Origin of the sequence: Arthrobacter silvisoli (genome assembly GCF_003369445.1) — a bacterium.
Classification (GTDB): Bacteria; Actinomycetota; Actinomycetes; order Actinomycetales; family Micrococcaceae; genus Arthrobacter; species Arthrobacter silvisoli.
In genome coordinates this window covers 15,745-41,508 of the sequence record NZ_QRCU01000071.1, presented here as the reverse complement: position 1 = coordinate 41,508, position 25,764 = coordinate 15,745, and the positions used below count along the sequence as shown (strand labels likewise).

The following is a 25,764-nucleotide window of genomic DNA, read 5'->3' as shown; positions in this document are numbered from 1 at the left end:
ATGCTGGATCTGATGCCGACACTCGGCAGCTGGCAACCAGCCCTGAGCGGCCAGCGCTGTGCTGTGGCCACCATCGTGGCCTGCGGCGGTTCCGTTCCCCGGCCCATGGGCACCTCGATGCTGGTTTCCGAACACGGCGAGGTCCTGGGCAGCCTGTCCGGCGGATGCGTCGAAGGAGCCGTCGTCGAGGCGGCCCTTGAATCAATGCGCGACGGCGGCAGCCGCCGTGAGCTGTTCGGCTACAGCGCCGAGGACGCCTTCGCCGCCGGGCTCAGCTGCGGCGGAGAACTGGAAGTCCACATCCAGCCGGCGGAACCGGGCGAACTTGCCGGCCTGAGCGCGCTGGCGGGAGGTGACGCCGGCGCCGCCCTGGCCCTCATCCGCCGGCTCGACGCACCGGGGCGAACCGTCGTCGTCGGCGATCCCGCGGCCTTCAGCGCCGCCGGATCGGCGGAACTGGCGCGCCTGCTGGGACACGATCCGGCACTGCTCGGCGCGGCGGCCGTCCAGCTTGAGCCGCTGCTGCGCGGCGGCCGGGCCGGGCTGGTGCGCCTGGAAGCCCCGGACGGCTGCGATCCCGAAACGGAACCCGTCACCCTCTTCGTCGAAAGCCGGTTGCCCGCTCCGCGCATGCTGGTCTTCGGCGCCAACGACTTCGGCGCGGCACTCATCCCGGCCGGCCAACTGCTCGGGTACCACGTGACCCTGTGCGATGCACGGCCGGCCTTTGCAGGCCAGGAGCGCTTCAGCGCGGCCGACCAGCTGGCCACCGCCTGGCCGCACCGCTACCTCGCCGCCGAGGCCGCGGCCGGACGGATCGACGCACGCACCGTGGTGTGCGTGCTCAGCCACGATCCGAAGTTCGACATTCCGCTGCTCCGCACCGCCCTGGAGCTGGCCGTGAAACCCGGGCTCGCCTACGTGGGGGCCATGGGTTCGCGGCGCAGCCACCGCCAACGGGTGGACTCCCTGCTGGCCGACGGCACCCCGGCCGAGGCACTGCAGCGGCTGCATTCGCCGATCGGCCTTGACCTGGGCGCGGTCACCCCCGCCGAGGTGGCCGTCTCCGTCACGGCGGAAATCATCGCCTCCCGGAGCGGCGCCTCGAGCGCGCCCCTCAAGGACCGCAGCGGCCCCATCCACACAGCAGACTTTTCAACGAACACTTCACCGAGCACGGCCGGAAAGGCACAGCAATGGACATGAACACCATCGAGGCGGTGGTGCCTACCACCGACCCGGCCGAATGGCGCGACGGCGACGCCTGGCTGGCAGGCGGAACGGTGCTGTTCTCCTACGGCAGCTTCGCCTTCGGCCGCTTGGTCTCCGACGGCGGGCCGTTGCGGCGCCTGCTGGACCTGGGCCAGGCCGGCTGGACACCCGTCACCCTGAGCGACGCCGGCATCGAACTCGCCGCCACCTGCACGGTCGCGGAGCTTTATGCCCTGCCGGAGTCCGCGTCCGTGGCCGGCCGAAGCTGGCCCGGCCTGGACCTTTTCCGGCCCTGCTGCGATTCCTTCGTGGCCTCCTTCAAGGTGTGGAACATGTCCACCGTTGGCGGCAACATCTGCACCTCGCTGCCTGCCGGGCCCATGATCTCCCTCTGCGCCGGGCTCGACGCCACCGCCACCATCCTCGGCCCCGGCGGCAGCTCCCGCACCGTCCCGGTGGCGGATTTCGTCACCGGCGACGCCACGAACTGCCTGGCCCCCGGCGAGCTGCTGCGCAGCATCTTCGTCCCGGCAGCGGCGCTGTCCGCCAAGGTGGCGTTCCGGCGGCTCTCGCTGAGCAACCTCGGCCGCTCCGGCGTGCTGCTGACCGGGCGCCTGGACCCCGACGGCGGACTGGTCCTGACTGTCACGGCCGCCACCAAACGCCCGGTGCAGCTGCGCTTCGCCGCGGCCGGGCTGCCGGACGCGCAGCAGCTGGCCGCCGCCGTCGAACGCTCGATTCCGGCGGAGCTGTACCACGACGACATCCACGGCCTGCCCGCCTGGCGCCGCGACATGACGTTCCGCCTGGCGGAGAAAATCCGCGCCGAACTCCTGGGCGAAGGGATCCGGGTCTCCGGGGACTTCTGGAACGCTTCCGGCACACCGCACGCCACGTCCGCCCAGCCTTCCGCTGCACCCGCTCCTGCCCCTACGAAGGAGGCCCCGAATGGCCATTGAGATCAACGGAACCCCCGCAATGGAGGCGCCGCGACCGGGCCAGTGCCTGCGGACCTTCCTGCGCGAACAGGGCAACTTCGGGGTCAAGAAGGGCTGCGACGGCGGCGACTGCGGCGCCTGCACGGTCCACGTGGACGGCACCCCGGTGCACAGCTGCATCTACCCCGCGGTGCGCGCCGAGGGGCACTCGGTCACCACCATTGAAGGCCTGCCCGCTTCCGCTGGCTGCGCCGAGGGGGAGCTGCATCCCGTGCAGGAACAGTTCCTCGAGAACCAAGGCTTCCAGTGCGGCTTCTGCACGGCAGGCATGATGATGACAGCCGCCACCTTCGACGAGGAGCAGAAAGCCAACCTGCCCCGCAGCCTCAAGGGCAACCTCTGCCGCTGCACCGGCTACCGCTCCATTGCCGACGCCGTCTGCGGCACGGCAGAGCACGCCGGATCCGGCGCCGGCCGGCTCGGTGACAACGTTCCCGCCCCGGCGGGGCATGCCGTCGTCACCGGCACCGCCCGCTACACCCTCGACGTCCCGCCCGATCAGCTCCCGGGGCTGCTGCACCTGAAGCTGCTGCGCTCGCCGCACGCCCACGCAAGGATCGTGTCCATCGACACCGCGCCGGCACTCCGTGTTCCCGGTGTCGTGGCCGTCTTCACCCACGAGGACGCCCCGGCGCAGCTGTTCTCCACGGCCCAGCACGAGCTCTACACCGACGACCCCGACGACACCCGGGTGCTCGACGACGTGGTGCGCTTCATCGGGCAGCGGGTGGCCGCCGTCGTCGCCGACTCGGTGGCCGCGGCGGAAGCCGGGGCACGCGCGGTCGAGGTCGAATACGAACTCCTGGACGCCGTCTTCACCCCGGCCGACGCCTTGCAGCCCGGCGCTCCCGCGGTCCATGGCGACAAGGACGGCGAAGCCAGCCGGATCTCCCGGCCCCTGGAAAACGTGGTGGCCGAGGTCCACTCGGAACTGGGCGACGTGGCCGCGGGGTTCGCCGCCGCGGACGTCATCCACGAGAAGACCTACCGGACCCAGCGCGTCCAGCACGTGGCCATGGAGACGCACGCCTCGATCGCCTGGCTCGACGACGAGGGCCGGCTGGTGGTCCGCAGTTCCAGCCAGGTGCCGTTCCTGGTCAAGCGCACCCTGGCCCGGGTGTTCGACCTGTCCGAGGACCGCGTCCGGGTGGTCGCCGGCCGGGTGGGCGGCGGTTTTGGCAGCAAGCAGGAAGTGCTCACGGAAGACCTGGTGGCGCTCGCCGCCCTGAAGCTCCGCCGCCCCGTGCAGCTGGAGTTCACCCGCACCGAGCAGTTCACCGCCACCACCACGCGCCACCCCTTCACCATCAAGCTCAAGGCCGGGGCCAACCGGGAAGGCCTGCTCACCGCGCTCCAGCTGGACGTGGTCACCAACACCGGCGCTTACGGGAACCATGCCCCCGGGGTCATGTTCCACGGCTGCGGGGAATCGCTGGCGGTGTACAACTGTGCCAACAAGAAGGTGGACGCCCGGGCCGTGTACACCAACACGGTTCCGGCCGGCGCCTTCCGCGGCTACGGGCTGAGCCAGATGATCTTCGCGATCGAATCCGCCATCGACGAACTCGCCGAAGGCATCGGCATGGACCCCCTGGACTTCCGCCTGAAGAACATGGTCCGTCCCGGCGATGACATGCTCTCCACGCAGCCTGAACCGGAAGAGGATGTGCACTACGGCAGCTACGGCCTCGAACAATGCATCCGGCTCGTGCGCGACGCCCTGGACCGTGGGGGAGAACGTTACCGGAGCGCCGGCTTGGACGACCTCGGCCCGGAATGGGTCACCGGGACCGGCTCCGCGCTGTCCATGATCGACACCGTCCCGCCGCGCGGCCACTATGCCCACACCCGCCTGCGCCTGCTGCCCGACGGCACGTACGATGCCGCCGTCGGGACCGCCGAGTTCGGCAACGGCACCACCACGGTGCACTCCCAGCTCGCGGCGACGGCCCTGGGCACGGAAGCCCCGAAGGTAGCGGTGCGGCAGTCCGACACGGACCTGGTGGAGCACGACACCGGCGCTTTCGGTTCTGCCGGCACCGTGGTGGCCGGGCAGGCGACGCTGCTTGCCGCCCAGGAACTGGCCCGCCGGATCCGCACGGTGGCGGCCGCGCTGAGCGGCGTCCCGGAGGCTGACTGTGTGCTCGACGGCGGCAGCGTCGTGTGCGGGGAACGCCGGGTACCGCTGTCCGAGGTGTACGGCGCGGCGCACCGGGCCGGCGTCGAACTTTCCGCCGAGGGCCGCTGGGGCGGCACTCCCCGTTCGGTCGCGTTCAACGTCCAAGGTTTCCGGGTGGCTGTGAATACCGGCACCGGCGAACTGCGGATCCTGCAGAGCGTGCAGGCCGCGGACGCCGGCGTGGTGGTCAACCCGCGGCAGTGCCGCGGCCAGATCGAGGGCGGGATCGCGCAGGCCCTGGGCGTTGCGCTGTACGAGGAAGTGAAAGTGGACGACGCCGGCCGCGTCACCACCGACATCCTGCGGCAGTACCACATCCCCTCCTTCGCGGACGTGCCGCGCAGCGAGGTGTACTTCGCCTCGACGAACGACGAGCTCGGCCCGCTGGGTGCGAAATCGATGAGCGAAAGCCCCTTCAACCCGGTGGCGCCGGCGCTCGCGAACGCCATCCGCAACGCCACCGGCGTGCGCTTCGCCGAACTCCCGATCGCCCGGGACAAGATCTACCTCGGCCTGAAGGAGAAGGCCCGCGAAGAGGTGGGCGTCTAAAGGGGAACTCAGCCCAGCAGGTGCAGGTTCGCTTTCGTGTCCACGTCCCCGCCGTCGGCGAGGTCGCCACAGTCCACCAGATCCACCAGCCCGGGGTGGGCCTTGAGGAAGTGCCGGGCTCCGGCGTCGCCCGCTGCGGACCCGGCCACCTGTTCGCGCAACGCGGCGTCGATCACCAGGGGATGGCCGCGGCGGAGCGTTCCTGAGAGGTCGCGGTAGGCGGCGGCGGTGATGCGTTCAGGGTGGTGCTGCTGGAGCAGCCGGGCCACGGTCTCACGGTTGAGCCCAGGCTGGTCCACCAAGGCGACCATCACATTGTTTCCGGCGGCGGCACCGGAGATTCCGGCGCGGAAGGAACCGCCCATGCCTTCGTGCCACCGGGGGTTCTCCACCGTCCGGTGCCGGGACAGGCCGGGCAGTGCGGCTACCCGCCCGGCCTCGGCGCCGAGCACCACGAGTACCTCGGAACAACCGCCTTCCAGGAGGACGTCGGCCAGGACTTCCACCAGGGTGCGGTCCCGGAACGGCAGCAGCGCCTTGGGCCCGAGGCCGAGCCTGGTTCCGGCGCCCGCGGCGAGCAGGACGCCGCTGGTGGGAGGGAGCACAGAAGCGGACATGAGGCAAACCATACCCGTCGGGCGCTTGATTGTGACCGGGGTAAGGACTGGGCCATCTTGACGGAGGGGTGACCGGGGTCATATCGTTATTTCACCATTCAAAATTCTCATTCCGCTATGTGGAAATCCTCACCGAAGAGCGATCCAGCCGTGGCGGAACTTCCGTGAAGCAACGTTAGAAGTGGAGACCCACGATGAATTCGACTTCCCCGGTCGGCAGCACATCGGCTCCGGAACAGGCAGTGTTGCCTAAAAGTTCCACCCATCACGCGGCCAACGAAGCGATCTGCGACGCTGCCTCCGCCGCGGCAGGCCGCGTCATCAGCCCCGCCCTGTACAACGTGGACCTGGCCCCCACCAAGAAGGAAGGGCGGCGCTGGACCAGCTACAGCATCTTCACCCTCTGGGCCAACGACGTCCACAGCCTCGGCAACTACGCCTTCGCCGTCGGGCTCTTCTCCCTCGGCCTGGGCGGCTGGCAGATTCTGGTGGCCCTCGGCATCGGCGCTGCCCTGCTGTTCGCACTCCTGAACTTCTCCGGGTTCATGGGCTACAAGACAGGCGTCCCGTTCCCCGTGATGAGCCGCATCAGCTTCGGCATCCGCGGCGCCCAGCTTGCCAGCCTCATCCGCGGTGCGGTCGCCGTGGCCTGGTTCGGCATCCAGACCTTCCTGGCTTCCGTGGTATTCCGCGTGATGCTTGTGGCAATGTTCCCGGGACTGAAGGAACTGGACGGCAACTCGATCCTGGGATTGTCCACCCTCGGCTGGCTCACCTTCGTTTCGCTCTGGATCATCCAGCTCGTCATCGTCAGCTTCGGCATGGAAATGATCCGTAAGTACGAGGCCTTCGCCGGCCCCGTCATCCTCGTTACCATGGTGCTCCTGGCGGCCTGGGTCTTCTTCGAAGCCCACGGATCCATCCAGTGGACCGGCATCAAGGGCCTCGAAGGCGCCGAAATGTGGCGCACCATCTTCGCCGGCGGCGCCCTGTGGGTCTCCATCTACGGCACCTTCGTGCTGAACTTCTGCGACTTCACCCGTTCCTCCGTCAGCAAGCAGTCGATCGTCCGCGGCAACTTCTGGGGCATCCCGATCAACATGCTCGTCTTCGGCGCCATCGTGGTGATCCTGGCCGGCGGCCAGTACAAGATCAACGGCACCGTCATCGAGAGCCCCTCACAGATCATCCAAAGCATCCCCAACACCTTCCTGCTGGTGCTGGCCTGCCTCGCGGTCCTGATCCTGACCATCGCCGTGAACCTGATGGCCAACTTCGTGGCCCCGGTCTACGCGCTGACCAACTTGTTCCCCAAGCACCTGAACTTCCGCAAGGCGGCCTGGGTGAGCGGCACCATCGGCCTGGTCATCCTGCCATGGAACCTTTACAACAACCCGCTGGTGATCGTGTACTTCCTGGGCGGCCTCGGTGCCCTCCTCGGCCCGCTGTTCGGCGTGGTCATGGCCGACTACTGGCTGATCCGCCGCGGCAAGGTCGATGTTCCCGCCCTGTACAGCGAGGCACCGGGCAGCGCCTACTTCTACAAGAAGGGTGTGAACCCCAAGGCGATCACCGCCATGATCCCGGCGGCCGCCGTCGCTATCCTGATCGCTTTCGTCCCGGCGCTGGAGCCGGTGGCACCGTTCGCCTGGTTCTTCGGGGCCGGCGTGGCCGCCGTCGCGTACTATCTGGTCGCGGACCGGAAGCAGAAGCACGACGACGTCTCCGGCGAGCCGATCGCCGTCGTCAGCACCCACTAACCACCGCCGGGAACCAGGAGGAAACCATGCGCATCCTTGTCGCCAACGTCAACACCACCCAGTCCATGACCGACTCCATCGCCGCCCAAGCAGCGGCAGCCGCCGGTCCCGGCACCGAAATCGTAGGGTTGACCCCCCGCTTCGGCGCCGACTCCTGCGAGGGCAACTTCGAAAGCTACCTCGCCGCGATCGCGGTCATGGATAAGGTGCTCAGCTACCCGGAACCCTACGACGCCGTTGTCCAGGCCGGATACGGCGAGCACGGCCGTGAGGGACTGCAGGAACTCCTCGACGTCCCGGTCGTGGACATCACCGAGGCGGCGGCCAGCACCGCGATGTTCCTGGGCCACAAGTACTCCGTGGTCACCACCCTTGACCGCGCCGTCCCGCTGATCGAGGACCGCCTGAAGCTGGCCGGGCTCGATGCCCGCTGCGCCTCCGTGCGTGCCAGCGGCATGGCCGTGCTCGAGCTCGAGGAGCACCCTGACCGCGCCGTCGAAGCGATCGTGGAGCAGGCCGAACGGGCCGTCCGCGACGACAAGGCCGAGGTGATCGTCCTGGGCTGCGGCGGCATGGCCGGCCTGGACGAGCAGATCCGCCAGCGCTGCGGCGTCCCGGTGGTCGACGGCGTCGCCGCCGCCGTGACCATCGCCGAGTCGCTGGTCCGCCTGGGCCTGTCCACCTCGAAGGTGCGCACCTACGCGGCGCCTCGGCCCAAGACTGTCGTAGGCTGGCCCCTGCTGGCGGACGCTCCCGCCGTGCGCTGAATCCACGCAGCAGCAGGAAGGGAACACCATGACTGAAACGCAGGCCCCGCGGGTCGCCGTCGTCACCGGAGCCGGCTCCGGCATCGGACGGGCGGTTGCCCGGCTGATGCTCGCCGAGGGCTGGTCGGTGGCCCTGGCGGGCCGCCGGGAGGCTCCCCTCAAGGAGACCGCCGCGGACCATGCCGGGGCACTCGTGGTGCCCTGCGATGTGACCCAGCCCGACGGCGTCGCGCACCTTTTCGAGGAAACGCGCCGGCGCTGGGGGAGGGTGGATGTCCTCTTCAACAATGCGGGCATCTTCGGCCCCTCGGGCAGCGTGGACGAAGTGGACCTGGCCGGCTGGGAGGGCACCCTGGCCGTCAACGTCACCGGCGCAATGCTCTGCGCAGCGGAGGCCGTCCGCACCATGAAGGCGCAGGAGCCGCAAGGCGGGCGCATCATCAACAACGGCTCCATCTCGGCGCATTCGCCCCGGCCTCTCTCGGTGGCGTACACGGTGAGCAAGCACGCCATCAGCGGCCTGACCAAGAGCATCGAGCTGGACGGACGCCCGTACAGCATCAGCTGCGGCCAGATCGATATCGGCAACACCCGCACCGAAATCATGGACACCATCGGGGTCGGCTCCGGCGCGCTGCAGGCCGACGGCAGCCGCCGCGTGGAACCGATGTTCCCGGTGGAGGACGCCGCCCGCGCGGTGCTCCTCATGGCCAACATGCCGCCGTCGGCCAACGTCGGCTCACTGCTGGTGACTGCCGCCGGCATGCCCTTCATTGGACGCGGTTAGGCAACGATCGGAGCCCGACCCCGCTAGCCCGCCGGCCTCAGAAAATCGACCAGCCCGTGCGGGTGGTGAGCGCATCCAGGGCCGCAACGCCGGCCACTGAGTTTCCGGAGCGGTCCAGGGCCGGACTCCAGACACAGACGGTGTAGTTGTTGGGCATCACGGCGATGATCCCGCCGCCCACCCCGCTCTTGCCGGGCAACCCTACGCGGTAGGCGAATTCGCCGGCAGCGTCATACGTGCCGCAGGTCAGCATGACGGCGTTGATCCGCTTGGTTTGCGACGCCGACAGGAACGCAGTGCCGTCGGCTTTCCTGCCGTTGCTGGCCAGGAACCTGGCCGCGAGTGCGAGGTCCGTGCAGTTCATCGCAATGGAGCACTGGGCGATGTAGGCATCGAGCACCGCCTCCACGGTGTTTTCCAGGTTGCCGTAGCTGGCCAGGAAGTGAGCCAAGGACGCGTTGCGGTGGCTGTTGCGGGCCTCGGAAGCGGCAACCTCGGCGTCGGACTCGATGCCCGGGTTGCCGCTTTCGTCCCGCATGAAACGGCGCACGGCCTCCGCCGCGGAGCCGTCCGTGGCAGTGAGCAGCCTGTCCGTGACCACCAGCGCCCCGGCGTTGATGAACGGGTTGCGTGGTATTCCGTCTTCGTGCTCCAGCTGCACCAAGGAGTTGAAGGGGTTGCCCGACGGTTCGCGGAAGACGCGCTTCCAGATGCTGTCGCCGTCCCCGGCCAGGACCAGTGCCAGCGCGAACACCTTGGAGATGCTCTGGATCGAAAACGGCACGGCGGCGTCGCCGGAGGCGTACACCTCGCCTCCGCGGGTGGCGACGGCGATGCCGAACTGGCTGGTGTCCACGGTCGCAAGACCGGGGATGTAGTCCGCTGCCGCACCGTGGCCGACGAACGGCCGGGTCTCCCCGACGATGTCGTCCAGGAGGTTTTGCAGGTCAATCATCAGTGTGGGCCTCGAATTGCTCGCTCAGGGGATTGTTCGTTCACTCGAATTGTTCGTTCAATGGCGGCGTGGAGTGGGTCCACAGCCGGATCTGCAGGTGCGCCAGCAGCCGTTGGTCGGGATCCTGCAGGTCGATTCCGCTCAACTCGCAAGCACGGCGGAGCCTGTAATGCACGGTGTTCCGGTGGATCGCAAGCTCCTCGGCGCACCGGTTCACGTCACCGAAGAATTCCAAGTACGCCAGCAGCGTGGCAGCAAACTCGGGATACCGCTGGCAGAGCAGCGTGACACCGTCGTGCCTGAGCCGGGTCCTGGATCCCAGGAGGGCAAAGAGCTCCCGCGTGAGCACTTTGGTCTCCACATCGCTGTAGGAAGCGACGCTGATGGACGGCGTATCCTCCAGGACTTCCAGCACGCTGCGGACGTGCCCCAGCGTGCTGTGGAGTTCGTCAAGGCGGTCGACTACCGGCCCCACCGCTGCCTGCACCTGGCAGTTCAGGTGCACGCGGGCATCGCGGACGATGGCGTTGACCAAACGATTGATGGCGGGCGGGGACTTCACGGGATCCAAGTCCGGCAGGATCATCGCGATCTCGAGTCCGATGGCCCCGACCACCGCGCCGGGCCGGTAGGCAGCGGCGTGGATCGATGCAACGTTGGCCAGCTCTCCGCGCCGCAGCTGCAAGCCGGGGGCCGTGTCGTCGTCGCCCTTGGCCGAGATGAGCACCAAGGCTGCCGGCCTGCCCGGATCGATGCCCGCGGATTGGGCCTGCGAATGGATGTGCGGCGTGCCGCTGAGCAGGCTGGAAATCCGGTCCCGCCGCAGCGCCTGCGATTGTTCGTTGCGGTGCCTCACCAACTCGATTGCCGCATGCCGCGCCGCGCCCACCAGGATCCTGTCCGTGTTGGCGGCCAGGGGCTCGGTTCCCTCCTGCAACCAGATGTACCCGAGCACCCGGCGTCCGGCATGGATCCCGATGGCCACCCGCTCCCGGAGGCCTTCCTCCGGATTGGCGGCCATATGCACGGGGCTTTCAGAGGCCTGCAAGTGCCTGTACACGCCGGATTCCTTGAGGAGCTTCTGGTAGCGTTCCGGGCCCCTCCGGCCCAGGATGGACAGCCTGCGCAGTTCGTCGACGTCGTTTGAAGCCGGTGAGTAAGCCAACACCTTGTTGGCCGGGTCTTCGATGACAACATGGCCGTTGGCCAAGGTGGCCGTTGTCGCTGCGATCGCGAACAGGTCACGGTGCATGACGTCCGATGCCTCACCTGAGAGGCCTGGCTCCTGGATGCGGTCCTTGGCGATGCCCTCGAAGGCGTCCCACCGCATGGCCGAAGGGACGGCGATCAGGCCGACGCCCGCGGGACGCAAGAGCTCCGCGATGGGCTCAAGTTCGGCCTCGGTGCCCTTGACCGCAATCGCCACGGGCCGCCACGGGAGCAGCCTGCGAACTGCCGGCAGGGCGGCCCGGCCCCGGGCGCCGATCAGCAGGACCAGGGTCCCGGGCTGAAGGGGGTCATCGTCCTCCGCGTCCACTATGGCTGTTTCGCGAACAATGCCGTTATCCGCTGCAGGGGCGACCACCAAACGTCCGTGGTCGACTCCAATGTCTTCAAGTATGTCGCTGAGCATGGCGCCTTTGACATGCTCAGCAGTGTTGTGGGGTGCCACTGCTTTTCTTTCTCTGAGGAGGTTGTCCGGCCAAGAACATTACTCCCCGTACGTCCGTGCGGGTTTGTCTCTCCGGCACAACCAGCATGGCGCGAATTTAGCGGCACGGACAGTTCCTTGTTCGGAAACGGAACCTAGAGTGGTCTACCGTGCGCCGGGCAATGGGGCCGGGTGCATGGATTCAATGGAGTCAAAGGAGACCCCAGGAATGAAAAACACACAGTTCGATCCAGCGGATGCGGTGGAAAACGCCCGGGAACTGCTTGGTGACAGGACCGCCGCAGCGCAGGACTTCTCCAGCGAAGAGGCGGGCTACCACAAGACCCTCAAACCCCGGCAGATCCAGATGATCGCCATCGGTGGTGCCATTGGCACGGGCCTCTTCATGGGGGCGGGCGGCCGCTTGAATGCCTCCGGGCCAGCGCTGATCCTGGTCTACGCAGTGTGCGGATTCTTCGCATTCCTCATCCTGCGTGCCCTGGGCGAGTTGGTCCTGCACCGGCCGTCCTCCGGCTCATTCGTTTCCTACGCCCGGGAGTTCTACGGCGAAAAGATGGCATACGCCGCCGGTTGGCTCTACTTTCTCAACTGGGCCATGACCTCGATCGTGGATGTCACCGCCGTCGCACTGTACATCAAGTTCTGGGGCCAGTTCTGGGAGCCGCTGCAGTCCATCCCGCAGTGGCTCATCGCACTGGGGGCCCTCGTCGTCGTGCTGGCGCTGAACCTCGTCTCCGTGAAGATTTTCGGTGAGATGGAGTTCTGGTTCGCGCTGATCAAGGTGGCAGCCCTCGTGGTCTTCCTCGTCGTCGGGGTTTGCTTCATCATCTTCGGCGGCCGGACGGACATCGGTGCTCCCGGCGTGAACGTCATTCTGGACCACGGCGGCGCATTCCCGGCCGGCGCGGTGGCTCCGCTCGTGGCCATCAGTGGCGTCGTCTTTGCCTACGCGGCCATTGAACTGGTCGGCACGGCCGCGGGGGAGACCGCCCAACCACAGAAGGTCATGCCCAAGGCCGTGAACACCGTCGTCTTCCGCATTGCCATCTTCTACGTCGGTTCCGTGCTGCTGCTGTCCCTGCTCCTGCCCTTCACGGCGTACAAGGCCGGGGAATCGCCGTTCGTCACGTTCTTCTCCCATCTCGGCGATCCACAGGCCGGAGCGATCTCAGCCTCGGTGATGAACTTTGTGGTCCTCACCGCTGCTTTGTCCAGCCTCAACGCCGGCTTGTACTCCACTGGTCGCATCCTGCGTTCCATGGCGGTCAATGGTTCCGCCCCGCAGTTCACCGCCCGCATCAGCGCTTCGGGCGTCCCTTACGGCGGGATCCTGCTGACGGCTGTCATCACCCTCCTCGGCGTCGGACTCAACGCCCTGGTCCCGTCCCAAGTGTTCGAAATCGTCCTCGAGGTCTCCGCTATCGGCATCATCGGCGGCTGGGCCACCATCATGCTCTGCCACATCAGGCTCCAGTCGTGGGTGCGGCAAGGCCGGGTTGAACGGCCATCATTCCGTCTCTTCGGGGCCCCTTTCACGTCCTACCTGACCCTCGTTTTCCTGGCGTTTGTCCTGGTCACCATGGGCTTCTCGGAAACCGGCCGCTGGGTCCTTGGATCGGTTGTGGTCCTCGTGCCGCTGCTGGTGGCCGGGTGGTTCGGCTCCCGGAAACGCATCCTCGCCGCCGCCGGGGAACGTCGCGGCCACACCGGCGTCTTCCCGGTGATCGCCGAGCGTCCCGCCCAGGCGGCACGGCGACCCTGATCTCCGCAGCCAGCCGGACCACCAGTGCCGGAACCGGCAGAGCGCACCCGAACCAACAATCACCCGAACCAACAATCACCCGAACCAACATTGGAAACAAAACAACAGTGAATATCGAAGCCGCCCCGAAAGACATTGGCACCCCCAGCAGCGCCTGGCGCTCCCGCGCGGATGCCTGGGAGTTCCTGGGCTACGCCTTCAAACAACTGGCCAAGAGCCGCGCGGGAACGGAGGGCCGGACAGCCGACGCTGCCCGGACTGCCGACGCTGCCCTGACGGCCCAGGCGGCCCGCGCCCTCAGCCTCCTGCACGCCGTCGAACTCTATTGGGCGGCGCCGGGGCAGGCGGCCGTGGAACAGCTGCGGGCGGCCTTGGACACCGGTGATTTCCACGCAGGACTTGAGCTGCTCCGTGGCCTGGCGCCGATCGTGCCGGGCCACGGAGGAGCTGCGTCCCTGCCGTCGCGGGGTCACGGCCCTGCGGGGACGGGCGACGGGGAAGACGACGGCGGTACCCAGGTTCCCGACGTCGACGAACGGCCCCGGTTCGACGTGCTGGTGGTTGACGACCTGACGGACGAAGAAACTGATTCGCTGAAGGCCGGCCTCCTGGCGCAGAGACGGCCCGGCGACGCGTTCATTTACCAGCTCGTGGTGGTCCCCAGCTACGAGGACGCGTTGGTGGCCCTGCTGCTGAACCCCGCAATCCAGGCGTGCATCCTTCGCCCCGGCCTCGTTGCGGAGAGCGAACAACCGCTTGGCAGGGATCTCCGGGCCTATCTGTCCGCCCACACCGGCGCGCCGCCGGCCGGGGCGCGTCCCCTGCACCGCATCCTGGCCTTGGCCGAGCAACTTACCGCGTTGCGCCCGGAAGTGGATGTCTACCTGACGGCGGGCGTGTCCATCGAGAGCCTGGCTGGTTCGCTGAGCAGGCGCTTCCGGAGGATCTTCCGCAAGCAGGATCACCTCGACCTGCATCTGTCCCTTCTGTCCGGTGTAGCGGAGCGCTTCCGAACTCCCTTCTTCACCGCGCTGCAGGAATACAGCCGCAGACCCGCCAGTGTGTTCCACGCCCTGCCGGTGTCGAGGGGCGGCTCGGTAGTGGGCTCCCCGTGGATTCGCGACATGGCGGATTTCTACGGCCTCAACCTGCTCATGGCTGAGACTTCCGCAACCTCGGGCGGGCTGGATTCGCTCCTGGACCCGCATGGCTCCATCAAGGATGCGCAGGACCTGGCAGCGCGGGCGTTCGGATCCCACCAGACGTTCTTCGTCACCAACGGCACGTCCACGGCCAACAAGGTGGTCCACCAATCCATCCTGGCTCCGGGCGATGTGGTTCTCGTGGACCGGAACTGCCACAAATCCCACCACTACGCCTTCGCGCTCGCCGGGGCGCAGGTCAGCTATCTGGATGCCTACCCGCTGGACCGCTACGCCTTCTATGGTGCGGTGCCCCTGGCCTCCATCAAAGCCAGGCTGTTGGAGTACCGCAAGGCGGGCCGGCTGGACGAGGTCAAGATGATCACGCTCACCAACTGCACGTTCGACGGCATCGTGTACGACGTGGAGCGCGTCATGGAGGAGTGCCTGGCCATCAAGCCGGACCTGGTGTTCCTCTGGGACGAGGCATGGTTCGCGTTTGCCCGCTGCCACCCGGTCTTCCGCCGCCGCACCGCCATGGCAGCGGCCCGGAAACTCGAAGCATCCTTCGGCGATCCTGCGTATGCGGCAAGGCATGCCGCCCAGGCCGAGCGGCTGTTGGACCCGGTGACGGGACTCCCGGCGGACGATCAGGCCTGGCTGGAGACCAGGCTGGTTCCGGACCCCGCCAAGGCCCGCATCCGGGTCTACGCCACACAGTCCACCCATAAGACGCTGACGTCCCTGCGGCAGGGGTCTATGATCCACGTCTTCGACCAGGACTTCGAGGACCGGAACCGGGAGTCGTTCCGCGAAGCGTACATGACCCACACCTCCACCTCGCCCAACTACCAGATCCTCGCCTCCCTGGACGTCGGGCGCCGCCAGGTGGAACTGGAGGGCTTCGGCCTGGTCCAGCGGCAGGCCGACCTCGCCACCAGCGTGGCACAGGCAGTCGCCCGGCATCCCCTCCTCAAGAAATACTTCCGCGTCCTCACGTCGCGGGACCTCATTGAGGCGCCCTTCCGGAAGACCGGACCGGCCATGCCGCACCGCGACGGTCTCGCCGCGCTCGCAGACGCCTGGCAGCACGACGAGTTCGTCGTCGATCCCAGCCGCCTCACCTTGGATATCAGCCGGACCGGGATCGACGGCGATACCTTCCGCCACCGTTACCTCGCCGACGGCCATGGCATCCAGGTCAACAAGACCTCGCGCAACACCGTGCTGTTCATGACGAACATCGGCACGTCCCGCAGTTCGGTCGCCTACCTGATCGAAGTCCTGGTCAAGCTCGCCGAGTCGTTCGAGGAGGAACGTTCGACGGCGGGCGCCGGCCGCCGTCGGACACCGGCAGTGTCCGACGACGGCGGGACGCCGCCGCTGCCTGACTTCAGCCGGTTTGCGGACCGCTTCCGCCGGGACGCTCTGTGCCCGGACGGCGACGTCCGGGCTGCCTACTTCGAAGGCTACAAGGCAGGATCCACCGAGTACCTGTTCGCGGAGGAACTGGACGCCAGGATCGAGGCCGGGGTGGAAGTGGTCTCCGCGGGGTTCGTCACCCCGTACCCGCCGGGTTTTCCGATCCTGGTTCCGGGCCAGGTAATCACGCGCAAGACGCTGGAGTTCATGGCCGCCCTGGACACGAAGGAAGTCCACGGCTTTGATCCGGAAAGGGGGTACAGGGTGTTTGCGGAACCGGAGCCGCGGCCTGGGGCACCCCGTACGGCGGACGCGGAGAGGGGCGGGTCACAATTGCTCCATAGCGCTTCCATGATGTGAAAATTCAATTCCCTCTTGTGGAATAGTGTGATCTGGAATACGTTGAGAGTGTCCCCGGCAACCGGGGAGTTCTCTACTGATTGGTTCAGATCAATGAAGATCCCAGACTCCGCGGCGCTGAAGGCGAGTTCGGCCCCGCAGAAGAAGAAGCCACTGTACAAGTCGCTCTTCTTCCAAATCCTGATCGCCGTCGTCGCAGGTGTGCTGATCGGCCATTTCTGGCCGAACATCGGCTCCACCCTCCGGCCGTTGGGCGATGGATTCATTCAACTCATCAAGATGATCATCGCCCCGCTGATCTTCCTCGTGATCGTCACGGGCATTTCGGCAGTCGGCGACGTCAAGGCGGTCGGAAGGGTCGGGGTCAAAGCCCTCCTGTACTTCACGGCAGCTACCCTTTTCGCCCTGGTGTTCGGCCTGGTGGTCGGCAACATCGTCCAGCCAGGCGCGGGCCTGAACATCGATCCGGCCACCCTGTCCCAGGATGCGGTGGACGCCAAGACCGGCCACGCCGTCCCGAAGGACGCGGCCAGCTTCCTGCTGGACGTCATTCCCACCAGCGTGATCGGTGCGTTCGCGAACAACAGCCTGCTCCAGGTGCTGTTCTTCTCCGTGTTCTTCGGCGCGGCCATCGTCGTGATCGGACGGCAGCGCTGCATGCCGGTCATCAGCCTCATGGAGACCGTCCTGGAGCTGATCTTCAAGATCATGTCCTGGATCATGAAGGTGGCCCCGATCGGCGCATTCGGCGCCATGGCGTTCATCATCGGCCAGTATGGCCTGGACACGCTGGGCACCTACGCGCTGCTGATCGCCGCGTGCTACGGGGCGGCGGTCATCTTCATCGGCCTGCTGTTCGTGGTGGCCTGGGCGTTCGCCAGGGTTCCGCTCTGGCAGTTCCTGAAGTACACCCGCGAAGAATTCCTCCTCGCCCTGGGCACCGCGTCCACCGAGGCCGTGATGCCGCGCATCATGACCAAGCTGACCAACGCCGGCTGTTCCCGGGCCACCACCGGCCTGGTGGTTCCCACGGGCTACTCCTTCAACCTGGACGGCGCCGCGATCTACCTCTCGATTTCGCTGCTGTTCCTGGCCCAGGCCTTCGGCCACCACCTCGACCTCGGCCAGCAGTTGGCCGCGCTCGGCGTGCTGTTGCTGACCTCCAAGGGCATGGCCGGCGTCCCCGGCTCCTCCTTCCTGGCGCTGTCCGCTACGGCCGCGGCGCTCGGCATCTTCCCGGTAGCCGGCGTCGCGCTCCTCCTGGGCGCCGACCGCCTCATGGACTCGATGCGCGTGGTGGTCAACCTGCTGGGCAACTGCGTAGCGACCTTCGTGGTGGCCAAGTGGGAAGGCCAGTTCGACCGCAGCGTCATGGTCCGCGCCTTCCGCGGGGAAATCACCAACGAGGATTCCGCCATCATGCTGGGCAAGGAAGAGGTCTTCGAGGAGCAGGAGCTCGAGCGTCTCAGCGAAGGCCAGCAGCCGTCCCCGAAATTCCGCGGCGGCCCGGTTTCCGGCGACATCCCGCGGTTTGAGATGAGCAGGCCCGGCTCGCGGGAAGAAACGCCGATTTCCCCCGACTGAGCGGCTGTTCCGCGGTAAGCAAGGCGGCACGTTCCGGTGATCCGGAACGTGCCGCCTTTTGTCTTTTCCGGCTAGAACGGCAGCAGCTCCGAGAGATCGGCGCGCAGCCCCGATGCGGCGACCCGGCCGGCGTCGACGGCGTCCGTCCAGGCCAGCCGGCCGCTCACCAGTGCAAGCCAGGTGGCGGCGTCGCACTCGATCACGTTCGGCGGCGTGCCGCGCGTGTGGCGCGGACCCTCCACGCACTGCGCCACGCCGAACGGCGGCACGCGGACCTCCACCGAGTTCCCGGGGGCCCGGGCGGTGAGCTCTTCGAGGGTGTAGCGGACCGCGGTGGCAAGGGTGCTGCGCGCCAGCGCCGCGTCTGCCTCGCGGTGAGATTGCCATGCCGCCAGGGCGGCGCGGCCATCGTCAATCGGTACCCGACGGCGGGCAACGGCCATGGTTGAAGCCTTTCCTTGTGTGTGGCGGGCGGGCTCAGCCCAGCAGGGACAGCAGTGCCTTGCCGAGGCGGATCCGGCCCACCGGATGTCCGCCGCCCAGCACGGGATCCACCACCTTCTCCAGCACGCTGGAGACCTCCGGAACGTCGACGGCGCCACTTACCGCAAGCAGCGTGAGCCCCACCAAGGTGGTGGCCCGCAGGTTGCCGTCCAGCACCTTGACGGCCACCGTGGCGCCGGTGGGCGTGGCGAGCACGAGGACGCCTTCGGCGCCGATCTTGGCGAGGATGCCCAGGTCATCCATGACCACGGTGTTGGCCTCGCCCCGGCCCTGGACGGCCCAGGGGTAATCCAGCATGGATGTGGCGATCGTTGCCGCGCGCGCGTTGGAATGCGGATCCCGCGGCGCCTGGGCGAGCCGCGAATAGGCGCGGGCGAGGCCGGTCAGGGAGAGTGCCGCCACGGGGGCGCCGCAGCCGTCGATGCCCAGGTGGGCGATGGATTCGCCGCTGTATTCCTCGATCGCAGCGCGCACCCTCTGCTGCAGGGGATGGTTCGGCTCCAGGTAGCTGCGGGTGTCCCAGCCGTTCTCCCTGCAGGCCCAGAGGAACGCGGCGTGCTTGCCCGAGCAGTTGCACGCCAGCTTGGACTTGCCCCGCTCGGAGCGGACCAACCAGTTCCGTGCGGTTTCGTCCTGGGGCCAAGCTGCCGGGCACTGCAGTTGGTCTTCACGGATGCCCGCGGCCTTCAGCATGCCTTCCACCACGTCCATGTGGTCCAGCGAGCCCGTGTGGCTGGCGCAGGCCAACGCCACTTGGGCGCCGCGCAGCGGAACGCCGGACTGCATCGAAGCCAGCGCCTGGAACGGCTTGAGGGCGGAGCGGGCGTAAATGGGGGTGGTGATGTCGCCCAGTTGCTCCACCACGCTGCCGTCGCCGGCCAGCACCACGGCCGAGCCGATGTGGCGCGATTCGATGAAGCCGCTGCGCTCGATCACGGCCAGCTCGACGGCGGATTCGGCCGTGAAGGTTTCATGCGTAGACGTGGGCATGAGGCAAGTTTAGGTGCCAACTCCCGCCGGACATGTCCATTCGCGGCCCCGAGGGTTGGACAGATCAGGTGCATGCCCAATCTTCGACGCCGGGGGTGGACATGTCCCACGGTAAATCTTCTGTAGACAAGCTGTATACAACTGGTCTACAGTTTCTATACAGCTTCCGGGTGAGACGCATCATGGAAGCGGCCGAGACGTCAGGCGGCATGGACCCGTGCGGTGCGCAAACGCCGGGACCTCCCCCAGTCATTCGTCAAAAAGGTTCCGTTCAATTCGAGCTGTTCCGTTCACATCGAGGACTTCCCTTATGAGCAATGTGTTTGAAAAGGACCGGGCGGTGCGCAAGCACACCTCGCTCCCTGCCGTGGCTGCGTCCAGCCTCGCCGGCACCGCCGTGGAGTGGTACGACTTCTTCCTCTATGGCACTGCAGCCGCACTGGTCTTCAATAAGCTCTTCTTCCCCACCGCCGATCCCTTCGTCGGCACCATGCTTGCCCTGGGCACCTTCGCGGCAGGATTCATCGCACGTCCCCTCGGCGCGATCGTCCTTGGCCACCTCGGTGACAAGCACGGCCGCAAGTCCACCCTGGTGGCCAGCCTCCTCCTGATGGGGGCTGCCACAGCGCTCATCGCCTTCATCCCGCCGTACGCCACCATAGGCGTCGCGGCACCGTTGATCCTGTTGCTCTTGCGACTGGTGCAGGGCTTCGCGCTCGGCGGCGAATGGGGCGGTGCCGTCCTCCTGGTCTCCGAATACAGCGATGACAGCACCAAGCGCGCGTTCTGGGCCTCCTGGCCGAACGTCGGCCCACCGCTTGGCAACCTCATGGCGGCCGGCGTCCTGGCGCTGCTTTCGGCAACGATGCCGCAGGCGGAATTCCTTTCCTGGGGCTGGCGGATCGCCTTCGGACTGTCCGCGCTGTTGGTGATCATCGGCCTGGTCCTGCGCCTCTACGTCCAGGAAACCCCGCTGTTCCAGGCCTCGCAGGCCAAGGCCGACGTCGAACATGCCACACGCACCAAACTGCCGCTCGCCGAACTCTTCCGCGGCAACTGGCGCGAGATCCTCATCGCCACCGGCAGCCGCATGGGCGAAAACGCCGGCTTCTACATCTACTCCCTGTTCCTGATCACCTACGTGACGGACATCCTCAAGATCGACCGGCAGACCGGCCTCACCGCCGTCATGATCGGCCAGGGCGTGGCAGTAGTGGCGATTCCGCTGCTGGCAATCTTCGCGGACCGGATCGGCCGCAAGCCCATGATGATCGCCGCGTCCGCGGCAACCGTGGTGTGGGGCTTCGCCTTCTTCGCCCTGCTGGACACCCGGCAGCCCGCGGCGATCATCCTGGCCGCTGTCGGCGGGCTCCTGATCTTCGCCGCGTACAGCTCGGTGATCGGCGCCTTCTTCTCCGAACTGTTCCCCACGAAGGTCCGCTACAGCGGTACCTCTGTGGCCTACAACGTTGCCTCCCTGATCGCCGGTTCGCTCTCGCCGATCATCGCCTTGGCCCTGTACAGGGGCTTCGGCACCGGGCAAGCAATCGCCTTCTACCTCGTGGGCATGGGCCTGATCTCCATCCTGTCCGTCTCCTTCGCCAAGGAGACCAAGGACATCAAGCTCAGCGACCTCGACGTCGCGTCCGGGCAGAAGGCTGTGCAGGTGTCCGGGCAAGAACCGGACAGCGCGCCCGCCCAGAAGGTGGCACAGTCATGATGTAAGCACTGTCCGTGGCGGCCCGCCCGCCGCCACGGACAGCCACCAGACCAGTTGAGGCATTCAGAATCGAGGAATACGTGAGCATCTTCCAGAAGCCGGCTCCTACGGCACCGGAAACCGCCTACCTTTGGCTGCGCAAGGAGATCTCCTCCCTGCCCTGGGACCAGGAAGCCTTCCTCAGCGAGAATGCCATCGCCGAAGCCGCCGGTGTCTCGCGGACCCCGGTGCGCGAGGCCCTCCTCCGGCTGGAGGCGGCCGGCCTGCTCCGCAGGGTCCCGCACAAGGGCGCCTACGTTCCGGCCCTGACCGCCCAGGACATTGAAAGCATGATGGAGGTCCGCCAAGTCATCGAGGACTGGGCGGTCCGGAAGGTCACCGCCAACGGCTACCTGGGTCCGGAACTCGAACAGCTGCTTCGCAGCCAGGAGGAAAGCCTCGCGGATCCCGTGGCCTTCATCGAGTGGGACATCAGTTTCCACAAGCAGATCGTGCACGCCGCCGGAAACCCCGCCCTGGAGGAACTTTACGACTCCCAGCGCTTCAAGCAGCAGCGCATGGGCGTCAAGGCCGTCCAGGACAGCCACGGCCGCAGCGACCACGTGGTGGAGGAGCACCGCGCCATCGTCGACGCGATCCGCAGCCAGGATTCGCAGCGCGCCTCCGCCGCGGTCCGGAACCACCTCGATTCCACCCTCACCGTCCTCAAAGCCATCCCCGCACGCATACAACGCTGAACCCGCCGGGAACACGGCGGGGAACAGCCCCGAGATCCCAGGAGCAACCCATGGACATCGCTCTCGTCCAGTTGTCCAGCCCGGACAATGAGACGCAGGCCCAACGCATCGAGCGGGCGGAGGCCCTGCTCCGCGAACAGCGCGGCGCGGACCTGATCGTCCTGCCCGAGCTGTGGAGCGCCGGCTACTTCCATTTCAAGCAGTACCCCGGGCTTTCCGAATCGGTTGACGGACCGACGGTGGCGATGTGCACCGCCGTGGCGAAGGAACTGCAGAGCTACGTCCACGTCGGCAGCATCGTCGAACGCGTCGCCGGCACTGCGAACAACGGAGCCTCCGAAGGCGCGCTCCCGGTGCTCCGCAATACTTCCATCCTGGTAAGTCCCCAGGGCAACGTGGCCCACAAGTACTCCAAGCTCCACGTCTTCGGCTACAAGTCCCTCGAAGCCGAACTCCTCACTCCGGGAGACTCCCTGCCCGTGGCCGGCACCCCCTTCGGCCAGATCGCCGGCACCACCTGTTACGACCTGCGCTTCCCTGGCCTGTGGTCCGAGCTGAGCGTCCGGGGCGCCGACATCGTGGTGGTTCCCGCCGCCTGGCCGGCCGCGCGCCGGGAGCACTGGCGCCTGCTGACGTCCGCGCGCGCCGTCGAACACCAGGTCTTCGTGCTCGCCTGCAACGCCGCAGGTGTCCAGGAAGGCGTCGAACTTGGCGGCACCAGCCGCGTTGTGGACCCCGCCGGCCGCCTCCTCGCAGAAGCCGGCGACGGCGAAGAAGTGCTCCGCGTGGGCATCGACCCCGGCGCGGTCCAGGCCGTCCGCAGCGAGTTCCCGGTCATCGCCGACCGGCTCGCGGACTATTCGGGCCTCGCCCGCTGACGCAGGGCCCGCTGAGCCCCCTAGAGCTTTTTGAAGAACTGAGCAGGAAAGACCCACCCATGAAGACACACACCCAAACGCTGGCGTTCGACGTCGCGGGCACCGGTGAGACGATCGAGCTCACCGACTTCACCGCCGTCGTCGCCGGATACACCGGCCGCGACGCTGCCGCCGTCCAGCACCACATCGACGAACTCGCCGCCATCGGCGTTGCCCCGCCGCCCGCCGTGCCCATGTTCTACCCCGTGGAAAGCGTCACGGTCAGCCCGGCTGCTGCGCTGGACGTCGCGGGGGAGAAGACCTCCGGCGAGATCGAGCCGCTCTACATCCGGCACGGCGGGCGCTACTACCTCGGCATTGCCTCGGACCACACGGACCGGCACGTCGAGACCATCGACATCGGCGATTCGAAGCGGGCGTGCCCCAAGCCGGTGGCCGGCACCGTCGTCGCCATCCCCGAACTCGAAAGCCTATCGCTCGACGAGTGCCGCGCCCGCAGTTGGGTGGACGGCCGCCTGTACCAGGACGGCACACTGGACGGGCTCCGGACGCCGGCCAACGTCGTCGGGCTCCTCCTGGAGCGCAGCGACATCGGTGACGGCGACTTCGTTTGCCTCGGCGGCACCCTGCCGGTGATCGGCGGCGAGTTCATCTACGGGCGCGAATGGCGCATCGAACTGACCTTCCCCAACGGAAAAACCATCCACCACACGTACACCATCACGAAAGGACAGCAGTCATGAGGACCGGAGACGAGTACATCAAGACGCTCAACGACGGGCGCACGGTATTGATTGACGGCGCGGTTGTCGACAACGTCGCCGAACACCCCGCCTTCCGCAACGTGGCCCGCACCATCGCCGAGCTCTTCGACATCGCCGCTGACCCTGCCAACGGCATGCAGTACCACAGCGAGGAAATCAACGGCACGGCCAACCGGGTCTTCAGCATCCCGCGCAGCGCCGGGGAACTGAAGCTCCGCCGCCTTGCCGTGGAGCGCTGGGCCAAGCACACCCACGGCTGGGTGGGCCGCAGCCCTGACCATGTCGGCACCTTCTTCGCCGCCTTCGGCGCCCACCCCGAGGTCTTCGCCAGCGAGGAACGCGACTACGCCGGCAACCTCACCCGCTACTACGAGCGGATCCTGCGGGAGGACCTGTACGTCTCCTACGCGATCATCCCGCCGCAGTATTCGCGCGCGACGACGGCGTCCGGGTGGGAGGGCGACAACATCCAGGTGGGCGTGGTCGGGGAAACCGAAGAAGGCCTGATCGTGCGCGGCTCGCAGATGCTCGCCACCGGCGGCGCGATCGCCGACGAAGTGTTCGTCACCTGCATCAAGCCGCTCGGCCCGGACGATGTGGACTTCGCCGTCAGTTTCGCGCTGCCGGCCGCCACCAAGGGGCTGAAGTTCCTCTGCCGCCGTCCCTACGCCACGAGCACCACCAGCGAGTTCGACTACCCGCTCACCAGCCGCTACGACGAATCCGATGCCCTGGTGATCTTCGACGACGTGCTGGTGCCGTGGGAGCGCGTGTTCATCAACCGGAACATCGACACCCTCCGCCGCCAGTTCTTCGACACCGGTGCCCACGCCCTGGGAAACTGGCAGGCCCAGACCCGCCTGACGGTCAAGCTGCAGTTCATCGCCGCCGTCGCCCGCAAGATCGCCGCCGTCAACGGAACCGACCGGATCCCCGGCGTCCAGGAGAAGCTCGGCGAACTCGCCGCGCTGGTCTCCTCCGTCGAGTCCGCGCTCCTCGCCGCCGAATACAGCGCCGAAGCAGACGACTCCGGCATGCTTGTCCCCGGCAAGCGTGCCCTCTACGGCATCATGGGCCTGCAGTCCGAGACCTACCCCCGCGTCATCCAGATCCTCCGCGACCTGGCCGGCGGCGGTGTGCTCCAGTTGCCCTCCGGCATCGCCGACATGAAGAGCGAGGTGACCGCTCCCGACGTCGAAAAGTACGTCGCGTCCCCGAACGTCAGCAGCGAGGAACGCATCAAGCTCTTCCGCCTGGCCTGGGACATCATCGGTACCGAGTTCGGCGGCCGCCACCAGCAGTACGAGCTGTTCTACGCCGGCGCACCGTTCGTGGTGAAGGGCGCCTACACCTACCGCAACTACGGCTACGAAAAGCACGTGGCCGAGCTGGACGAGTTCCTGGCCGGCTACGACGTGGACGGCCGCAAGGAGGACAACTAGCCATGGCCAAGCCGGAGTTCGAATTCACCCCCACCTCCTCCGTGGAGTTCACCCCGTGCACTCCGCACATCGAGGGCCTGTCCGAGGCCATCCTGGCCCGGGACGACTCCAACGACTCCGTCACCCGGATCCTGAAGTTCGAACCGGGTACGGATACCTCGCCCAACGGCGCCCTGACCCACGATTTCTGGGAAGAGGTCTTCATCTTCGAAGGTTCCTTCGTGGACCAGCGCCTGGGCAGGACCTTCAAGGCAGGCGACTGGGCCACCCGCCCGCCGGGCATGGAACACGGGCCGTGGATCTCGGAAACCGGGGCCAAGATGTTCGAAGTGCGCTACTACCAGGACGGAAAGAACTGACATGGTCACTCCAGCAGTCTTCGCCGAGCCCGACGGCCTGGCCATGCGCCGGACCATGGGCCGCTTCCTCACCGGCGTGGCCGTGGTGACCACGGAGCACGACGGCGAGCAGTACGGCATGACCATCAACTCGCTCACCTCCATCAGCCTGGACCCGCCCATCCTGATGATTTCGCTGAACTTCAACACCCGCACCGGCGACGCCGTGCTGGCCAGCGGAAAGTTCGCGATCTCCATCCTCGGCGCCAAGCAGGAGGCCGTGGCCCGGCAGTTCGCCACCCGCGGCGGGGCCCGCTTCGAAGCCGGCTCCTTCGACACCACCGGGGGCGGGCTGTCCGTGGTGGCCGGGGCGCTCTCGCAGGCAGAGTGCAAGGTGGTCCACCAGTACGACATCGGCGACCACCAGGTCTTCTTCGGCCAGGTGGTGTCCTGCCGGGACCGCGACGGCGAAGGCCTGGCCTTCAACGCCGGCAAGTTCGGATCTTTCCGGGACTTCAACCACGACGCGATGCCCTGGACGTTCTAGGGCACTGTCGTTCCCGCTCACCAGCAAGGCCGTCGCACCTCCGGAATCCCGGAGGGCGGCGGCCTTCCGCAGTTAACC

21 protein-coding genes are annotated in these 25,764 nt (G+C 67.2%); 16 read left to right on the top strand and 5 right to left on the bottom strand.

Going from position 1 to position 25,764, the window contains the following annotated elements; all coding sequences use genetic code 11:
• The 3 genes from DWV11_RS16040 to DWV11_RS16030 are packed head-to-tail and all read left to right on the top strand — an operon-like array spanning window position 1 to window position 4,938.
• On the top strand, window positions 1-1,206 hold the full coding sequence (locus DWV11_RS16040; protein WP_115789917.1) for an XdhC family protein: 1,206 nt from the start codon (window positions 1-3) through the stop codon (window positions 1,204-1,206).
• Entirely contained in the window at window positions 1,197-2,171 is a 975-nt protein-coding gene (locus tag DWV11_RS16035) for an FAD binding domain-containing protein (protein WP_115789916.1), read from the top strand. Before DWV11_RS16040 ends, DWV11_RS16035 begins: the two co-directional genes overlap by 10 nt.
• Complete coding sequence (locus tag DWV11_RS16030) at window positions 2,161-4,938, top strand: molybdopterin-dependent oxidoreductase (RefSeq protein WP_115789915.1); 2,778 nt, start codon at window positions 2,161-2,163, stop codon at window positions 4,936-4,938. The genes DWV11_RS16035 and DWV11_RS16030 overlap by 11 nt, the downstream gene beginning before the upstream one ends.
• A gap of 8 nt (window positions 4,939-4,946) precedes the next feature.
• Here DWV11_RS16030 and nboR read toward each other — a convergent pair whose 3' ends face one another.
• Window positions 4,947-5,555, bottom strand: a complete 609-nt coding sequence (gene nboR, locus DWV11_RS16025) for a nicotine blue oxidoreductase (protein ID WP_115789914.1) — start codon at window positions 5,553-5,555, stop codon at window positions 4,947-4,949.
• Between the two features lie 194 nt (window positions 5,556-5,749).
• On the opposite strand from nboR, the gene DWV11_RS16020 reads away from it, so the two are divergent.
• From DWV11_RS16020 to DWV11_RS16010, 3 genes are read left to right on the top strand one after another with little or no spacing between them, the layout of a single operon-like run.
• Window positions 5,750-7,315 (top strand): NCS1 family nucleobase:cation symporter-1, encoded by a 1,566-nt coding sequence (locus tag DWV11_RS16020; protein WP_115789913.1) that lies wholly within the window; start codon window positions 5,750-5,752, stop codon window positions 7,313-7,315.
• A 26-nt stretch (window positions 7,316-7,341) separates the two neighbouring features.
• A complete protein-coding gene (locus tag DWV11_RS16015) occupies window positions 7,342-8,082 on the top strand; it encodes an aspartate/glutamate racemase family protein (RefSeq protein WP_115789912.1) in 741 nt (246 codons plus the stop codon).
• Between the two features lie 28 nt (window positions 8,083-8,110).
• Complete coding sequence (locus DWV11_RS16010; RefSeq protein WP_115789911.1) at window positions 8,111-8,869, top strand: SDR family oxidoreductase; 759 nt, start codon at window positions 8,111-8,113, stop codon at window positions 8,867-8,869.
• 37 nt (window positions 8,870-8,906) lie between these two features.
• Here the strand turns inward: DWV11_RS16010 and DWV11_RS16005 are convergent, their stop codons facing one another.
• On the bottom strand, window positions 8,907-9,821 hold the full coding sequence (locus DWV11_RS16005) for a glutaminase (RefSeq protein ID WP_115789927.1): 915 nt from the start codon (window positions 9,819-9,821) through the stop codon (window positions 8,907-8,909).
• Between the two features lie 43 nt (window positions 9,822-9,864).
• Window positions 9,865-11,496, bottom strand: a complete 1,632-nt coding sequence (locus tag DWV11_RS16000; RefSeq protein ID WP_245953723.1) for a PucR family transcriptional regulator — start codon at window positions 11,494-11,496, stop codon at window positions 9,865-9,867.
• A gap of 208 nt (window positions 11,497-11,704) precedes the next feature.
• On the opposite strand from DWV11_RS16000, the gene DWV11_RS15995 reads away from it, so the two are divergent.
• From DWV11_RS15995 to DWV11_RS15985, 3 genes are all read left to right on the top strand, one after another.
• Window positions 11,705-13,258 (top strand): amino acid permease, encoded by a 1,554-nt coding sequence (locus DWV11_RS15995; protein WP_115789910.1) that lies wholly within the window; start codon window positions 11,705-11,707, stop codon window positions 13,256-13,258.
• A gap of 107 nt (window positions 13,259-13,365) precedes the next feature.
• Window positions 13,366-16,182 (top strand): aminotransferase class I/II-fold pyridoxal phosphate-dependent enzyme, encoded by a 2,817-nt coding sequence (locus DWV11_RS15990; protein ID WP_115789909.1) that lies wholly within the window; start codon window positions 13,366-13,368, stop codon window positions 16,180-16,182.
• A gap of 93 nt (window positions 16,183-16,275) precedes the next feature.
• Window positions 16,276-17,766, top strand: a complete 1,491-nt coding sequence (locus DWV11_RS15985; RefSeq protein WP_115789908.1) for a cation:dicarboxylate symporter family transporter — start codon at window positions 16,276-16,278, stop codon at window positions 17,764-17,766.
• Window positions 17,767-17,837: 71 nt separating this feature from the next.
• On the opposite strand, the gene DWV11_RS15980 is transcribed toward DWV11_RS15985, so the two are convergent.
• Window positions 17,838-18,209 (bottom strand): sterol carrier family protein, encoded by a 372-nt coding sequence (locus tag DWV11_RS15980; protein WP_115789907.1) that lies wholly within the window; start codon window positions 18,207-18,209, stop codon window positions 17,838-17,840.
• A 34-nt stretch (window positions 18,210-18,243) separates the two neighbouring features.
• Entirely contained in the window at window positions 18,244-19,260 is a 1,017-nt protein-coding gene (locus tag DWV11_RS15975) for an asparaginase (RefSeq protein WP_115789906.1), read from the bottom strand.
• Between the two features lie 310 nt (window positions 19,261-19,570).
• Between DWV11_RS15975 and DWV11_RS15970 the strand changes: the two genes are divergently transcribed.
• The 7 genes from DWV11_RS15970 to DWV11_RS15940 all read left to right on the top strand — a co-directional run bounded on the left by DWV11_RS15970 (window position 19,571) and on the right by DWV11_RS15940 (window position 25,686).
• Entirely contained in the window at window positions 19,571-20,980 is a 1,410-nt protein-coding gene (locus DWV11_RS15970) for an MFS transporter (RefSeq protein WP_115789905.1), read from the top strand.
• Between the two features lie 80 nt (window positions 20,981-21,060).
• Window positions 21,061-21,717 (top strand): GntR family transcriptional regulator, encoded by a 657-nt coding sequence (locus DWV11_RS15965; RefSeq protein ID WP_115789904.1) that lies wholly within the window; start codon window positions 21,061-21,063, stop codon window positions 21,715-21,717.
• Window positions 21,718-21,767: 50 nt separating this feature from the next.
• Window positions 21,768-22,595 (top strand): carbon-nitrogen family hydrolase, encoded by an 828-nt coding sequence (locus DWV11_RS15960; protein WP_115789903.1) that lies wholly within the window; start codon window positions 21,768-21,770, stop codon window positions 22,593-22,595.
• Between the two features lie 59 nt (window positions 22,596-22,654).
• A complete protein-coding gene (locus DWV11_RS15955) occupies window positions 22,655-23,338 on the top strand; it encodes a DUF2848 family protein (RefSeq protein ID WP_115789902.1) in 684 nt (227 codons plus the stop codon).
• Window positions 23,335-24,801, top strand: coding sequence for a 4-hydroxyphenylacetate 3-hydroxylase family protein (locus DWV11_RS15950; protein WP_115789901.1), 1,467 nt, complete (start codon window positions 23,335-23,337; stop codon window positions 24,799-24,801). Before DWV11_RS15955 ends, DWV11_RS15950 begins: the two co-directional genes overlap by 4 nt.
• Before the next feature lie 2 nt (window positions 24,802-24,803).
• Window positions 24,804-25,160, top strand: a complete 357-nt coding sequence (locus tag DWV11_RS15945; protein ID WP_115789900.1) for a cupin domain-containing protein — start codon at window positions 24,804-24,806, stop codon at window positions 25,158-25,160.
• A 1-nt stretch (window position 25,161) separates the two neighbouring features.
• Window positions 25,162-25,686 (top strand): flavin reductase family protein, encoded by a 525-nt coding sequence (locus DWV11_RS15940; RefSeq protein ID WP_210725771.1) that lies wholly within the window; start codon window positions 25,162-25,164, stop codon window positions 25,684-25,686.
• The last annotated feature ends 78 nt before the right edge of the window (window positions 25,687-25,764 follow it).